We start from the raw sequence: 14,935 nt of genomic DNA, 5'->3' as shown, positions 1-14,935 counted from the left end.
GTCACAAAAACTTACACATGTCTTTTCCAGAAAAAAATGGTCATATATTATTAATTCAGAAAATTTAAAATAATTAAGGGTCAAGAAAGGGGAATCTTATGAAGCTGTCGGAACTGAAAACTAGCGGTCATCCACTCACTTTGCTCTGTTCCTTTTTATACTTTGATGTGAGTTTTATGATATGGGTTATGCTTGGGGCGCTGGGTGTTTATATTTCTCAGGATTTTGGCCTGTCCCCATTTGAGAAAGGGCTTATCGTGGCTGTGCCGATTTTATCAGGATCTGTGTTTCGTATCATTTTAGGTGTTTTAACGGACAGAATCGGACCGAAAAAAACGGCAATGATCGGGATGCTGGTGACAATGATTCCGCTGCTGTGGGGGACATTTGGCGGCCGCTCGCTGCCTGAGCTGTATGCCATCGGGATTCTGCTTGGCGTGGCGGGGGCAAGCTTTGCCGTTGCTCTGCCTATGGCAAGCCGATGGTATCCGCCTCATTTGCAGGGGCTTGCGATGGGGATCGCCGGCGCGGGGAACAGCGGCACTTTGTTTGCAACCCTGTTTGGCCCGCGTCTTGCAGAGCAGTTCGGCTGGCACATTGTTATGGGAATTGCGCTTATTCCTTTGCTGATCGTCTTTATTCTTTTTGTGTCCATGGCAAAGGATTCCCCTGCACAGCCGGCGCCGCAGCCGCTCAAAAGCTATCTGCATGTGTTCGGGCAAAAGGAAACATGGTTTTTCTGCCTGCTGTACAGTGTCACATTCGGGGGATTTGTCGGGCTATCAAGCTTTTTATCTATTTTCTTTGTCGATCAATACCAGCTGTCAAAAATTCACGCGGGCGATTTCGTTACATTATGTGTGGCGGCGGGAAGCTTTTTCCGGCCTGTCGGGGGCTGGATTTCAGATCGTGTCGGCGGCACAAAAGTGCTTTCTGTATTGTTTGTCATCGTGGCCCTGTGTATGGTTGGGGTCAGCAGCCTGCCGTCTCTCTCAATGGTCATCGTTCTTTTGTTTGTCGGAATGATGGGGCTCGGAATGGGCAACGGAGCCGTATTCCAGCTCGTACCGCAGCGCTTCCGCAAAGAAATCGGCATGGTGACAGGAATTGTCGGTGCGGCCGGCGGCATAGGAGGGTTTTTCCTGCCGAACATCTTAGGATCGTTAAAACAGATGACAGGCACATATGCTATCGGTTTTATCACGTTTTCCTGTATCGCGCTGCTGGCGTTTGCGCTCGTGCTTGCCGCAGGCTATTACTGGAGAAAAAGCTGGAGCGCGGAAAGCAGCCCCGCTGATATTTAGGTTTTGACGGACACGCATTTGTGCGTGTCTTTTTTATTTTCTCTTGATTTTAATCAGTGAACCCATCAAAATAAATAGTAATTATTACGATTTGTTAATGAGAGGAGTTTTCTGATTGAATCAACACATGCCGCTTCCGGGAAAACCGGAACGTCTTCAATACTTTGGGTCGGTCAGTCCGATAAAAGGCGAGAAACCTGTAGAAAAAGAGAAAATGAAGGATCTGCAAAATATCAGGAAGGATTATTTTTTTGACATTCAGCATGTAGGTGTCGCTAATGTGTCCCATCTGGTCACAATCACTTCTGCCATGACGCCTGCTGAGCAAACAACGACTGCGAACTTTACAATGACTTGTGATTTGCGGAGGAATCAGAAGGGGATTAATATGAGCCGGTTAACAGAGCTGCTCCAAATCTATCATCAAAACGGCTGGATTCTCTCATTTTCCTCTCTACAGCAATTTACGAAAGAGCTTGCAGAAAACATGGACCAGCCATCAGCTTCAGTCGAAGTGCGGTTTCCATGGTTTTTCGAACGGAAAAGTCCGAAGCTTGAGAAAGCGGGTTTGATGCATGCTGACATATTGATGTCTGTCACCTATCGCGAAGATCAGCCGTTTGAACAGCGTGCCGGCATCTCAGCGAAAGTAACGACCCTGTGCCCTTGCTCCAAGGAAATCAGTGAATACAGCGCTCATAATCAGAGGGGGACGGTCAGCATTTGGGCTGATATTCATCCGGCAGTATCGCTTCCAAGCGATTTTAAAGCTGATTTGCTTGACGCCGCAGAATCAAATGCTTCTGCGAGACTGCACCCGGTTCTTAAGCGCCCGGATGAAAAAGCCGTGACGGAAACAGCATATGAGAATCCGAGATTTGTTGAGGATCTCGCCCGGCTGATTGCCGCGGATTTGTATGAGCTTGAATGGGTGTCAGCCTTTGAGATTGAATGCCGCAATGAAGAATCAATCCATCTCCACGATGCCTATGCGAAGCTGCGTTTTTCGAAACAGGAGGATAGAATATGAAACTCTTATTATTATTTGTTGCTGTTCTTGTGCCGGCCAGCCTGCTGTCAGCCTGCTCCGATCATGCGAAAGAACACGCAAGTGCCGATACAAAAAAAACGGAAGAACATGCAAGCGCTGATACAAAGAAAACGGCAGAGCACGTAACGTCCGATCAAAAGACAGAAAAAACTAGCATCGATTGGACCAAACCATCAGGCGGTGAATACCCGAATATCAAGCAGAAACATGTCTGGATTGATGTGGACGTGAAAGACCAGAAGGCTTACATCAAAGAAGGAAGTAAAACCTTATATACAATGATTGTCTCGTCAGGACTGGATCAAACAAAAGATGACGCTACGCCAAAGGGCACCTTTTATATAGAGCCTGAACGGGGAGAATGGTTTTTCTCCGAAGGATATCAGGAAGGTGCGGAATACTGGGTCTCATGGAAAAACCATGGCGAATTTCTATTTCACAGTGTGCCGATGACAAAGGATAAAAAAGTCATCGAAAAAGAAGCGAAAAAACTAGGGGTGAAGGCATCTCATGGATGTATCAGGCTGGCCATCCCAGATGCGAAATGGATATATGAAAACATCCCTGAACATACAAAAGTTGTGATCGGTTGAATGGAATGCGGTTGACAAAAAGGAAAAAAAGCCATACGATTTAAATCGTAATAATTACGTTTTATAGAGAGGAGATTCTCCCATGTATAAATGGCTGATCATTGGCGGCGGCATCCAAGGCACAACCTTGGCAGTGCATCTGGTGAAAAGCGGAAGGGCATCGATTGAGGATCTTGCTGTCATTGATCCCCATGAACGGCCTCTTGAATGCTGGAAACGAAACACAAGCCGCATTCAGATGAAATACTTGCGCTCTCCATCGGTTCATCATGTAGACACAGAGCCGTTCAGCCTGCAAACGTATGCGGATAAAAGCCAATGGCCGGAAGTATTCTTTGGAAGATATAAGAGGCCCTCGCTGTCGCTCTTCAATCAGCACTGCGAGACTGTGCTGGATGAGATACATATTGATCAGGCATGGAAAACAGGCATGGTGACAAATTTGAGAAGGAAAAACGGGTTGTGGGAAGCGGAGACAGATACCGCTGGAACTCTCACGGGGGAACGAGTGGTTTTAGCCATGAGTTTTTCTCATCATCCTTCTTGGCCGGAGTGGACAAAACCATATCAGAATGACGGCATTTATCATGTGTTTGACAGAGAGGTGCACGATGTAAGCAATGAAAGTGTGCAAATGGCAGTTGTGGGCGGAGGGATAACGGCGGCTCATTACGCCAAAAAGCTCGCAGATGACGGCCATGATGTGACGATGCTGGTGAGGCATCCGTTCCGGATCTATGACTTCGATAGTGATCCAGGATGGCTTGGTCCGAAATATATGAAAGCATTCAGTAAAACGTCTGACTATCAAAAGCGAAGGCAATGGATTACAAGCGCCAGACATCGTGGCTCTTTTCCAAAGGACATTTCAAGAACACTTGCTGTCTATAAGGAGGAGGGCAGAATAAAAGTCATTCAGGATGAAATTGATTCTTGCCAAAAAACAGATGACGGCAAGATACAGATACACTGTAAAACCAGCGAATCGCGATACGAATACGAGCGTGTCGCATTGGCAACAGGTTTTACCTCGGACATCAGCCGGTTCGATTGGGTACAGAGAGCAGCGCAAGCGGAGCAATTGCCTTATGCAGGCTGCGGTTTTCCGATTGTTGGCAAGGATTTGCAATGGGGAAAAGGCTTATATGTGATGGGAGCCTTTGCTGAATTAGAAATCGGGCCGACAGCGAGAAATATTTCCGGAGCACGAAAAGCTGCTTACACCATTGCTTATACGGCGAAGCATACGAATTAAATCGTAATGATTCTATTTTATAAGGGAGGACATTAGTATGAAAAAAATTCCGGTTACCGTACTGAGCGGTTATCTTGGCGCTGGAAAAACAACATTGCTGAACAGCATTCTGCAAAATCGTGAAGGCTTAAAAATAGCGGTCATCGTCAACGATATGAGTGAGGTGAACATTGACGCAGGCTTGGTTAAGCAGGAAGGAGGCCTTTCCAGAACAGATGAAAAGCTTGTGGAAATGTCAAACGGCTGCATTTGCTGTACGCTTCGCGAAGACTTATTAATTGAAGTCGAGAAGCTGGCAAAAGACGGGCGGTTTGATTATATCGTGATTGAATCGACAGGAATTAGTGAACCGATCCCGGTGGCTCAGACTTTTTCTTATATCGATGAAGAGATGGGGATCGACCTTACAAAATTCTGTCAGCTGGATACGATGGTGACAGTGGTTGATGCCAACCGTTTTTGGCATGATTATCAGTCAGGCGATAGCCTTCTGGATCGCAAAGAAGCGCTGGGGGAAGAGGATGAAAGAGACATTGCCGACCTCTTGATCGATCAAATAGAGTTTTGTGATGTTCTGATCTTGAATAAATGTGACCTGGTCAGCGAGCAAGAGCTCGAACAGCTTGAAAAAGTGCTTCGCACACTGCAGCCAAGAGCCAAATTCATTCGTTCCGTCAAAGGAAATGTAAAACCGCAGGAGATTTTGCATACAGGGTTATTTAACTTCGAGGAAGCGAGCGGGTCAGCCGGCTGGATTCAAGAGCTGACAGCAGGCCATGCGGAACACACCCCGGAAACAGAAGAATACGGCATCTCTTCATTTGTGTATAAAAGACGTTTGCCGTTTCATTCTACACGGTTTTATCGCTGGATGGATCAAATGCCAAAGAACGTGGTTCGTGCCAAAGGAATCGCCTGGTGCGCCTCGCATAACAATCTCGCTTTGCTGATGTCGCAAGCAGGGCCGTCGGTTACGCTTGAGCCAGTATCGTATTGGGTGGCGGCGTTGCCAAAGCTTGAGCAGGAGCAAGTCAAACAGCAGGAGCCCGAAATTTTGGAGGACTGGGATCCGGAATTCGGCGACCGCTTGACGCAGCTTGTGTTTATCGGAACAGATTTGGATGAAGAAGCGATCACGAAAGAGCTTGATCAATGCCTGCTGACTGAGTACGAATTTGATTCCGACTGGTCGCTGTTTGAGGACCCGTTCAAGTGGAAGCTGAATCAATAGAAAAAAGCCGTCTCCTGAGGAGCGGCTTTTTTAATAAAACGTTTGTTTAAACATAATGAGCGTATTTTTTCTCAAGGATATTCTGAAAAGCTGCCGCTGCTGAGCAGATGGCCCAATAAATGAGAGCGGTCAGAATATACATGGTCATGTAATCAAACTCTCTGCCGCCGATGATTTTCGCATGCTGGAGCAATTCCGGCACTGTAATCATTGCAGCGAGAGAGGACGCTTTGATTAAGTCGAGCAATACATTAGCAAGCGGAGGCAGCGCAATACGGATCGATTGCGGCAAAATGATACCCCTCATCGTCTGCCAATAGGAAAGGCCGAGAGAGGATGCGGCTTCCCACTGTCCTTTTTCAACGGATGAAATGGCTGAACGGTTAATTTCTGCAATGTAGGCGGCGCTGTTAAGACTAAAGCCAATTAAAGCGGCTGTGACAGCGGAAAATTCAATGCCGATATAAGGAAATCCGAAATAAAGGATAAACAAGATCACTAAAATCGGAACGCCTCGCATAAATGAGATATAGAGCTTCGCCGGCCACCTTAACAAGGCAAGCTGAGACATTCTGGCGAGTGATATGAACAGGCCGATCATCGTTCCCGCAAACATGCTCACAAAAGAGATGAGCAGCGTATATCCAATGCCTTTTATGACATAAGGGAACGATTCAATGGCCAGCTTTGTGTTGAAAATATATTCCCACTGAATGCTATTTATCATGGCGTTCGATTACAAATCAACGTCCTGAACGTCGACATCCAGTTTCTTTGATACATCTGCTTTATTGAAGAATTGTTTCGACAGCTTTGTCAAAGTGCCATCCTTGCTCATTTCTTTCAATGTTTCGTTCATCTTTTTCTGAAGTGCTGCATTGCTTTTTTTCATGACAAGCGCCTGTTTGTTCGGCATGTACTTGATGTCAGGATGGATCGTAATGTTAAGATCCGGGAATGCTGCGAGCGCAAGTGTCTGCAGGTAATAGTCGTTTAAAATGACATCAGTGCGTCCGTTGGCGACATCTTTTAAATACTGTTCATTGGTCGCATTATCATAAATCACTTCTTGAGCGCCGTATTTTCTCGCTACATCCATGTAGACTGTCGTAGCTGCGCCAGCGGCTTTCTTCCCTTCTAAATCCTTAAGCGTTTTAATCCCTGATAAATCGTCTTTTCGGACGATTGCCGTGCCGTATGAATATTTATATGGAGTGGAAAACGCGAACTTCTTCTCGCGGTCCTTCGTCACATCGATGTCATTTGCGGCTGCGTCAACCTGGCCGCTGTTCACCGCTGTCAGCATTCCGTCAATGCCCATCTCCTTGAACTCAACCTTCAGACCCAGGCGTTTTGCCGCTTCACGAACGACTTCAACCTCATAGCCCGTCAGCTTATCGGAACCAGAATCGGTATCGTGATAAGAAGTGGGATAAAGCGTGCCAGATGTAGCGACAACAATTTTCCCTTTGTCTTTGATCTGCTCCCAGCCTGTATCCTTGGAATCGGCTTCATTTTTGCCGGAACAGGCTGCCAATATAAGAAAGAAAGCCATTGTGAAACTGAATATAACGGCTTTGGATTGCATGAATGATTTCACCTATGTTTCCCCCAATCTGTTAATCAACTAAAAAGATAGCACTGAACATAAGGGGTTGCAATATGTTGATGACGTTTTCAAAAAGTTCGAATTGTGTATACAAAAGCGTGTGAGCGTTTAAAAGCGGCTATACAGGGAACCAGTGACAATAAAGGAGTTGTCCAAGGATGAAAGCACTGACATATCAAGGAAAAGAGCATGTTGAGCTGATCCCAGATCCAGGATGCCATTACACCAGTGGGCCGGGCACTCGTTATTCATCTAATGCCAATGCTGTATGAAATGGTCAAGAAGCATGAAATCGATCTTTTGCATAAATTAAGTCTTGCTGATGGCCCTAAGGCATATGATATATTCGATAAGAAAGAAGATGGAAACATCAAAGTCATATTGAAGACATATGGGGGAGTCAAATGAATATTTACAAACCAGCCGGATTCTGGATCAGACTAGGAGCTTCATTGCTGGATTACATTATTGTCTCGGTGCCTCTTTTGCTGATCTATTGGCTGATTACAGGAAAAGACCCGAACGACAGCATGTTCATCAGTCTGATTGTTCTGCTGTACTCTATTTTGTTGCCGGTGTTTTGGAACGGCTACCTTATCGGAAAAAGAATCTGCGGTATCAGAATCGTAAAAAAAGACGGATCACAGGTCAGCCTGTTAACGATGTTTTTGCGGGTTATTGTTGCAGGTCTGGTTTACGGCATAACTTTCGGCCTCGGCTTGATCGCCAGCCTGATTCTGATCGGCGTCCGAGAAGACAAACGGACACTGCATGATTTAATCGCGGGAACGTATGTCACTTACGCGCCCCCGGGTGAAGAAGAACTTTATACTGATGAACAGATCAGAAAGAGCGAATAATGGTTCGCTCTTTTTCTTTTGCATGTATAAAAAATGCAATGCAGCAAAACATATGAAAAATAGGATTGGAGGAATAAATTGGATGAAACGAATAAAAATCAATATCATCACAATGTTCATAACCGCAGCTGTCATTTCTCTGACCGGCACAGCTGAAGCCGCAGAAAAACAGCAGCAGCCTCCCGCAAATGTCACACTGACAGGTCAGCAAAAGAAAGAAATTGAACAGCTGGAAGCAGACATATTAAAAAAGCGCAAAGACGTAATCTCAAAGTATGTGCAATACGGTGTCCTGCCTAAAGAAAGAGGAGAACACATCAAAAATCACATGGACAAACACTTTGAAATGATGAAACAAAACGGCTTTGTTCCAAAGCCCCATCCTCATCAGCATAAATTTGAAAAAAGACATTAAGACGGTAAGCATCCAATGGGAATTGGGTGCTTTTTTATTGTGAAAAAGTTCCTGTAATAAATGAGTAAAGTTTTAGAAAATAATGTCGCAGTAGTCATTTATATCGTATAATAAGATATAAAGGGGTGTGTATGATGGAAATGAATTTCATAGCTAAACTAAATCAGCAATGGACAGATATTTATTATTTATTACATTACAAACATAAAGATAATATTTCTCACCAGGCAATACGGCTCATGCAGCATATTGAAAAGCAAGGTGAAGCAACAATAGGGGCTTTGGCTGAATACTTGTCTGTCTCTCACAATACTGCGTCAGAGCATACTAAACGTTTAATTCAAAAGGGATTAGTAGCTAAACGGCGAAGTCAGCAAGATGAACGTAAGGTTTTAGTTTTCTTAACGCAAGAAGGAAGAGCTGTTCTTGAACAGCACACACAGCTAGATAAAGAAAAATTAAAAGAAATAATTAAACGAATGAGCACTTCAGAAAAGGAATTACTTGAACAGGCCTTTGAACTTTTAAGTAAGGAAGCTAAACAATGGCAGTTTTAAGCAAAGTGATCATCTCAGCGTTGATTATCGGTTTTGTTACTGAAATATCAAAAAGGCATCCGACCTATGGGGGGATTATTGCCGCTTTACCCTTGGTCAGCTTATTAAGCCTTTTTTGGATGCAAATACAGGGTGAAAAAACAGCTCAATTAAGTCAATTTGCATCAGGTGTGCTTACAGGAATCCCTGCTACAGTTTGTTTACTTGCTATTTTGGCGTTTTTGCTGAAAATTCATGTGCCGTTCTGGTTAGCATTATGCGTTGGAATACTAGGATGGGTTGTATTTTTATGGATGCAGAAGATTTTTCTCAATATATTATGTAACTGAGTGATAGAAAGGAGATACTATGTTTTTAAAAAAGGTTACTCTTCTTCGAGATAAGATTGCGGACTTTGACAGATTTCCTTTTTCTATCCCGGCTATCAATCAATTAAATGAAATTTTTTTATTTACTAGCCAAGTGACTTTTTTTGTAGGAGAAAATGGATCTGGCAAATCTACTTTGCTTGAAGCAATAGCAAATAAGTGTGAATTCAATCCAGCGGGCGGAAGCCGAAATAATGTCTATGAATTACAGGAGTCAGATTCTCATTTAGGTGATTACATACGTTTATCTTGGCTGCCAAAGGTAACAAATGGCTTCTTTTTAAGAGCTGAATCGTTTTATCATCTTTCTCTTCATCTGGATGAGATGGAATTAGAAGCTCCGCAGCCATACCGTTCTTATGGAGGGAGGCCGCTGCACAAGCAATCACATGGAGAGTCCTTTATGTCTCTATTCTGTCATCGTTTTAAAGAAAAAGCGATTTATCTTTTAGATGAGCCAGAAGCGGCCCTTTCTCCAGCTAGGCAGCTGGCTTTTTTGAGAGTAATACATGATTTGGTGAAGGGCGGAAATGTCCAGATGATCATTGCGACTCACTTCCCGATCCTGCTGGGCTATCCTAATGCTAATATTTTAAGCTTTGATGGTGGAAGAATACATCCTACAGAATATGAGAATACAGAACATGTTCAATTAACACGATATTTTCTTGGACAAAGAGAAAAAATATTGGCTGAGCTGTTCCGCGATTAATATCGAGTTGATATGAAACGCATTTCATAACCTATGATAGGTTTATCAAATATTTCAGGAGTGATAAACACTATGATCCACCAGCATCCAGAATCTTTTCCGAAACATTTTTTGTGGGGCTCTGCTTCAGCAGCGTACCAGATTGAAGGCGCTTGGAACGAAGATGGCAAAGGTCCTTCTGTATGGGACGTATTTACGAAAATACCGGGCAAAACGTTTAAAGGGACCAATGGCGATATTGCGGTTGACCATTATCACCGTTTTAAAGAAGATGTCGCTTTGATGGCTGAGATGGGCTTAAAAGCGTATCGATTTTCCGTCAGCTGGCCGCGGATTTTTCCAAAAGGAAAAGGGGAGATCAATGAAGCAGGCCTAGCTTTTTACGATAACCTGATTGACGAGTTGCTTTCTCATAACATCGAGCCGGTTCTGACTTTATATCATTGGGATTTGCCTCAGGCGCTTATGGACGAGTACAGCGGTTTTGAATCAAGAAATATCATAGAGGATTTTAATAACTACTGTGTTACTCTTTATAAACGTTTTGGAGACAGAGTGAAATATTGGGTTACGTTAAACGAACAGAACTACAATTTTAATCACGGCTTTATTACAGCCATGCACCCGCCTGGAGTGAAAGACAGAAAACGATTTTACGAAGCAAACCATATTGCGTTTCTGGCTAATGCGAAAGCCATTGAATCTTTTAGAGAATATGTGCCTGAAGGCAAAATCGGTCCAAGCTTTGCTTATTCTCCGGCTTACCCTTTATCCAGCCATCCAGAGGATATACTGGCATTTGAAAACGCTGAAGAATTTATGAACAATTGGTGGCTGGACATGTATTGCTGGGGAACCTACCCGCAAATTCCTTTCCGCTATTTAGAAAAACAAGGCTGGGCGCCGACAATCGAAGCAGGAGATATGGAGCTGCTTGCCAAAGGAAAGCCTGATTTTGTAGGTGTCAATTATTATCAGACCATCACCTACGAACGAAATCCGCTTAATGGTGTGTCGGAAGGGAAAATGAATACGACAGGCCAAAAGGGGACCAACCAGGAAACAGGGATACCCGGAGTGTTTAAAACGAAAAAAAATCCGCACCTGACAACGAGCAACTGGGATTGGACAATTGACCCAATCGGATTGCGTATCGGTCTTCGCCGAATTACAAGCCGCTATCAGCTTCCAGTGTTTATCACAGAGAATGGTTTGGGTGAATTTGATAAAGTTGAGGATGGCACTGTACAGGATGATTATCGAATTGATTATTTGCATTCGCATCTTGAGCTATGCAGACAGGCCATCAGCGACGGTGTCGATTTGATCGGCTATTGCAGCTGGTCGTTTACTGATCTATTAAGCTGGCTGAATGGCTACCAAAAAAGATACGGATTCGTTTATGTTCATCGCGATGAAGAAAATACACATGATTTAAAACGCTTGAAGAAAAAAAGCTTTTATTGGTATCAGGATGTAATCAAGACGAACGGAGAAAGTTTATAAAGAGTCCCTGAGAGTCTTCTCCCAGGGCTTTTTCATTACACAGAAACAGCATCAATAATATAAGTGTCGGCGTGCAGATCTGACATCTCAGCCGGCACAGTCCAGCATGTCAATTGATATTCTCCTTTAGGAAGATCAAAGGACAGCCTTTTAGACATAATGCTTTCAATTTCAATTCCGTTTTCTGTGACATGAAAAGGAACAGTCACTTTCTTTTCATAGGAGTTTACAGTTTCTGAACTGTTCAGGCGCAAAAGAATAAAGGCCTTTGTATTTCTCTGTGCCTCAAACGAAATCGCTCCGTCCGCCGCCGCAAATCCTTTTTCGATCGCTTCGTCAGTCCAATCCATAACAGGAGGTGCAGAATCCTTTTGAAATACAGTAAATTGATGATATGAAATCGACAGTTCTTGAGGTTTCCATGACTTGATCAATGTGCTGTTCCTCCTCTATTGTTTACTGAATCGTGAATAAAACCTTTGTGCCGTCTGGATAATCGGTAAGCTGATGCCCAACCCAAGAGCCTGCACCGCGGTTGTCAGCAGGAGAAATGTATTCTACAGAAGCTCCCTCACCGCCTTCTTTGCACATGGCCATTGGCCATTCATCTCTGTCATACCCCGTTTTTGGCGGTACGTCTTTTAATGATTGCTCGCGGCGTTCCTCAGCTCCGTCTCTGTCGATGGTGCACACATCTGAGTGCCCCTCATTTATCGCATCCTTAATATGTTTGGCCGTTTCGGGATAACGGTCAGAAGGGAGGGCGATCGTTTCGTCATATTCTTTCGTTTGAGACGTTTTTTGATCAGCTGAGAAAAAGTCTCCCTTTATCAGGCCGACAGCTGCAGCTGCTATGACGACGATGACGAGAAGTATTGTTTTTATGATGTCCATCGTGATGTTCACCTCCCGCTTTTAGCAACTTTAAAACTGCCCCAAGAGTAATCCAGAAAGCGTTTGGTGTAAAGGTTGAAATTTTTAGTTTTACAATCAGTTTATTGCTGAAAACGTAATTTTAGCAGGTCGAAATATTTGTTTTCAGTAAAATACCGTTGCCAACATACAATAATGATAGTAAGTCATCGGCCGTTTTTGGGTTGATCAATCATTTTAAATTGGCTTATGATACCGGTAAGCTCCTCAGCTAATTGAGATAGCGTTTCAGAAGCTGCAGTTATCTCTTCCATTGCAGCAAATTGTTCTTCTGTTAATGCAGCCGCCTGCCGGGTATTTTCTGTAGAATCTTTAATGCCAGCCGTATTGGCTGCAAAGGATTCGTTTATGTTATGTGCACTGGATGAAATGTTTGATACAGATGCTGATAGATCACTGATCTCAGCGCTGATTTCGCCTGTTGCAGCTGCAATTTCCTTAAATGCATCTCTCGTGCGCTGGATCATGGTGACACCTTCTGCAGCCTCTGTTTTCACATGCTCAACAGATCTTGCAGATTGGTTCATATCATTTTGGATTTCTGTGATCAGTTTTGAAATCTGCCCCGCAGACTGTTGAGACTCTTCCGCTAATTTACGTACTTCATCGGCAACAACAGCAAAACCTTTGCCATGTTCACCGGCTCTGGCAGCTTCAATCGCTGCATTCAGCGCAAGCAGGTTTGTCTGATCGGCAATTTGGGTGATGACGGATAAAATTTGCTCAATTTGTTTAGAGCGGCCGTCCAGCTGGTGTATGATTTCTCCGCTTTTCTGGATCGAATCGTGAATCGCATCCATTTGTGCCTGTACATTAGAAATTTCCTTTTGCCCAATGGCGGCTTTTGATTGCGCAAGCTGCCCTTTGTCAGCAATAGCAGCAGTATTTGAAGAAATATCCCGGATGTCTGCTGAAGCTTGTTTTAATGAACTTTCACTGTTTTCAATTCGCGTGATCTGATCCTGGGCTCCATTTGCAATCTGCTGTACAGCTTCTGTAATCTTTTCTGAAGCTTGATTTGTTTCCTCTGCTCCGGCTGAGAGCTGCTGAGAGGCAGACGCAAGCTGAAGGGCTGATTGCTGTACGGTTTGGATGGTATCGTTCAGTTTCATTCTCATCTTATTGTAATAGACGCTCAGTTCTGATAGCTCGTCACCGGATTTGTCTGACACCTCTATTGTCATATCTCCGTTTCCGGCACTTTCAAAGGCGCATTTTAAAGCGTTCAGCCGCTTATTGATTCTTCTTGTAAAAAGCAGGACAAGGATGACTGATGCAATAATGACGATAACAAGAACGATAGCGAATTGAGTGAAAAGTGATTGCGTAAGTGATGCTAAAATGCTTTGATTGGCTCCGGTATACAGCATGCCGATGATGTTTCCGTTTTGATCTTTTAAAGGCATGTATGCCGTCTGATAAGAAGAGCCCGCCACGTCTGCTTGCCCGTTGAATGGTTTTCCGTTCTTTAAAACAGCGTCAGCAACTTCAGAAGAAGCCTGAGTGCCAACAGCTCTTTCGCCATTTTTCATGACATTGGTTGCTACACGAGTATCTCCTTGGAAAATTGTAACGGTATCACCTGTTTTTTCGCCAAGCAGATCAACGATATCTTCATTTCCGTTGATTTGTGTTTGGCCTTTATAAAGCTTATTGTTTTTTACCTGCCATTCCCCTGAGATGACATCATCAATATAAGCACTGCTTAAAGCCAGATCGCCTTTCGCTTTTTCAGTCGCCATTTGTTTCATGCTGTCTGTAATTTCCTTAAGCATCAAAGTGCCAACTGACAGTGAAAACAAAAGAATAATCACGAAAACCAGGCAGAGAATTTTTGTTCCTAGCTTAAGCTTTAGTTGTTTTATCACCATAATTCCTCCTTTTTATAATTTGTAGGTCATATTACTTATCGGGTTTTTGAGTTTAAAGTTTGATTTTAGAAATAATAAAACCGGCCTGATCTCCAGGCCGGTTGTGTGACGCTATTCAAGGTTTGCGTGGTGGGTGAACATGGTATCAGAATCGAGCCCTTGTTTCTCCATGAGTTTTAAAATTACTGCATCATAGAACAGCAGCAAAGTTTGCTCAAATAATGACCCCATTGGCTGTATGGTTTTATAGCTTCCATTTGACTGGTCTTTAGGAGAACCGGGCATTTTGACGATGAGATCGGCTTGTTTTCCGATGCTTGATTCTGGATTGATGGTTAAAGCGGCAACAACCCCGTGTAAGCTTTTTGCTTTTGCTGCTGTATGGATCAGGCTCTTTGTCTCGCCTGATCCTGAGCCGATGATGACGAGATCTCCTGCGCTGAGCGGCGGAGTGAGAATCTCACCGACAATATGAGCGTTGAAGCCCATGTGCATCAATCGCATCGCGAAGGATTTTGCCATTAGGCCAGACCGCCCCGCACCCGCAGTGAAAATTTGATTGGATGAAAGAATGTGATCGGCAAGCTGATCAGCTTCTTCATCAGAAATATAAGCCGCTGAACGGTGTAACTCATTGAGAATTTCCGTTACGTATTCAGTCGTTTTCATA

17 protein-coding genes and 1 pseudogene are annotated in these 14,935 nt (G+C 43.8%); 12 read left to right on the top strand and 6 right to left on the bottom strand.

Features of this window, described 5'->3' with window-relative positions:
* Positions 1-98: 98 nt before the first annotated feature.
* The 5 genes from AC0C66_RS16690 (at position 99) to zinU (ending at position 5,434) form a co-directional block, all read left to right on the top strand.
* Positions 99-1,304 (top strand): MFS transporter, encoded by a 1,206-nt coding sequence (locus AC0C66_RS16690; protein ID WP_461845808.1) that lies wholly within the window; start codon positions 99-101, stop codon positions 1,302-1,304.
* 115 nt (positions 1,305-1,419) lie between these two features.
* The gene (gene folE2, locus AC0C66_RS16685; RefSeq protein ID WP_461845809.1) at positions 1,420-2,334 is read left to right on the top strand and encodes a GTP cyclohydrolase FolE2; all 915 of its coding nucleotides are present in this window, start codon (positions 1,420-1,422) and stop codon (positions 2,332-2,334) included.
* Entirely contained in the window at positions 2,331-2,948 is a 618-nt protein-coding gene (locus AC0C66_RS16680) for a L,D-transpeptidase (protein WP_072182397.1), read from the top strand. The genes folE2 and AC0C66_RS16680 overlap by 4 nt, the downstream gene beginning before the upstream one ends.
* 82 nt (positions 2,949-3,030) lie before the next feature.
* On the top strand, positions 3,031-4,203 hold the full coding sequence (locus AC0C66_RS16675) for an FAD/NAD(P)-binding protein (protein WP_461845810.1): 1,173 nt from the start codon (positions 3,031-3,033) through the stop codon (positions 4,201-4,203).
* Between the two features lie 37 nt (positions 4,204-4,240).
* Complete coding sequence (gene zinU, locus AC0C66_RS16670; RefSeq protein WP_461845811.1) at positions 4,241-5,434, top strand: zinc metallochaperone ZinU; 1,194 nt, start codon at positions 4,241-4,243, stop codon at positions 5,432-5,434.
* Between the two features lie 46 nt (positions 5,435-5,480).
* Here the strand turns inward: zinU and AC0C66_RS16665 are convergent, their stop codons facing one another.
* Entirely contained in the window at positions 5,481-6,161 is a 681-nt protein-coding gene (locus AC0C66_RS16665; RefSeq protein ID WP_461845812.1) for an amino acid ABC transporter permease, read from the bottom strand.
* 9 nt (positions 6,162-6,170) lie between these two features.
* A complete protein-coding gene (locus tag AC0C66_RS16660; RefSeq protein ID WP_072182399.1) occupies positions 6,171-7,034 on the bottom strand; it encodes a transporter substrate-binding domain-containing protein in 864 nt (287 codons plus the stop codon).
* Between the two features lie 237 nt (positions 7,035-7,271).
* Here AC0C66_RS16660 and AC0C66_RS16655 point away from each other — a divergent pair.
* The 7 genes and pseudogenes from AC0C66_RS16655 to bglC all read left to right on the top strand — a co-directional run.
* Positions 7,272-7,451, top strand: a pseudogene (locus AC0C66_RS16655) (hypothetical protein); the annotation flags it as partial.
* The gene (locus tag AC0C66_RS16650; RefSeq protein WP_014112607.1) at positions 7,448-7,903 is read left to right on the top strand and encodes an RDD family protein; all 456 of its coding nucleotides are present in this window, start codon (positions 7,448-7,450) and stop codon (positions 7,901-7,903) included. The pseudogene AC0C66_RS16655 and the gene AC0C66_RS16650, both read left to right, overlap by 4 nt.
* Before the next feature lie 82 nt (positions 7,904-7,985).
* Positions 7,986-8,318 (top strand): YckD family protein, encoded by a 333-nt coding sequence (locus tag AC0C66_RS16645; protein WP_090557354.1) that lies wholly within the window; start codon positions 7,986-7,988, stop codon positions 8,316-8,318.
* A 134-nt stretch (positions 8,319-8,452) separates the two neighbouring features.
* Positions 8,453-8,875, top strand: coding sequence for a MarR family winged helix-turn-helix transcriptional regulator (locus tag AC0C66_RS16640; protein WP_088680288.1), 423 nt, complete (start codon positions 8,453-8,455; stop codon positions 8,873-8,875).
* Positions 8,863-9,204, top strand: a complete 342-nt coding sequence (locus tag AC0C66_RS16635) for a DUF3147 family protein (protein WP_014112610.1) — start codon at positions 8,863-8,865, stop codon at positions 9,202-9,204. Before AC0C66_RS16640 ends, AC0C66_RS16635 begins: the two co-directional genes overlap by 13 nt.
* Positions 9,205-9,223: 19 nt before the next feature.
* Complete coding sequence (locus tag AC0C66_RS16630) at positions 9,224-9,955, top strand: AAA family ATPase (protein WP_461845813.1); 732 nt, start codon at positions 9,224-9,226, stop codon at positions 9,953-9,955.
* Positions 9,956-10,027: 72 nt separating this feature from the next.
* Positions 10,028-11,461 carry a 6-phospho-beta-glucosidase gene (bglC, locus tag AC0C66_RS16625; protein WP_461845814.1) on the top strand — a complete coding sequence of 478 codons (1,434 nt, stop codon included), beginning with the start codon at positions 10,028-10,030 and terminating at the stop codon, positions 11,459-11,461.
* A 35-nt stretch (positions 11,462-11,496) separates the two neighbouring features.
* On the opposite strand, the gene nin is transcribed toward bglC, so the two are convergent.
* The 4 genes from nin to hxlB all read right to left on the bottom strand — a co-directional run bounded on the left by nin (position 11,497) and on the right by hxlB (position 14,934).
* Positions 11,497-11,895, bottom strand: coding sequence for a DNA-entry nuclease inhibitor (gene nin, locus AC0C66_RS16620; protein WP_014112613.1), 399 nt, complete (start codon positions 11,893-11,895; stop codon positions 11,497-11,499).
* 22 nt (positions 11,896-11,917) lie between these two features.
* A complete protein-coding gene (nucA, locus tag AC0C66_RS16615; protein ID WP_120698809.1) occupies positions 11,918-12,367 on the bottom strand; it encodes a DNA-entry nuclease in 450 nt (149 codons plus the stop codon).
* Positions 12,368-12,540: 173 nt separating this feature from the next.
* Complete coding sequence (gene tlpC / locus AC0C66_RS16610; RefSeq protein WP_472973635.1) at positions 12,541-14,265, bottom strand: methyl-accepting chemotaxis protein TlpC; 1,725 nt, start codon at positions 14,263-14,265, stop codon at positions 12,541-12,543.
* A 111-nt stretch (positions 14,266-14,376) separates the two neighbouring features.
* Positions 14,377-14,934: a 6-phospho-3-hexuloisomerase gene (hxlB, locus tag AC0C66_RS16605; RefSeq protein ID WP_072182406.1), complete on the bottom strand. Its 558-nt coding sequence runs from the start codon at positions 14,932-14,934 to the stop codon at positions 14,377-14,379.
* Between the last annotated feature and the right edge of the window lies 1 nt (position 14,935).

It is taken from the genome of Bacillus sp. VA13, from assembly GCF_055710085.1.
The sequence above is the reverse complement of the archived record's forward strand: the minus strand, read 5'-3'. Positions and strand labels throughout refer to the sequence as shown.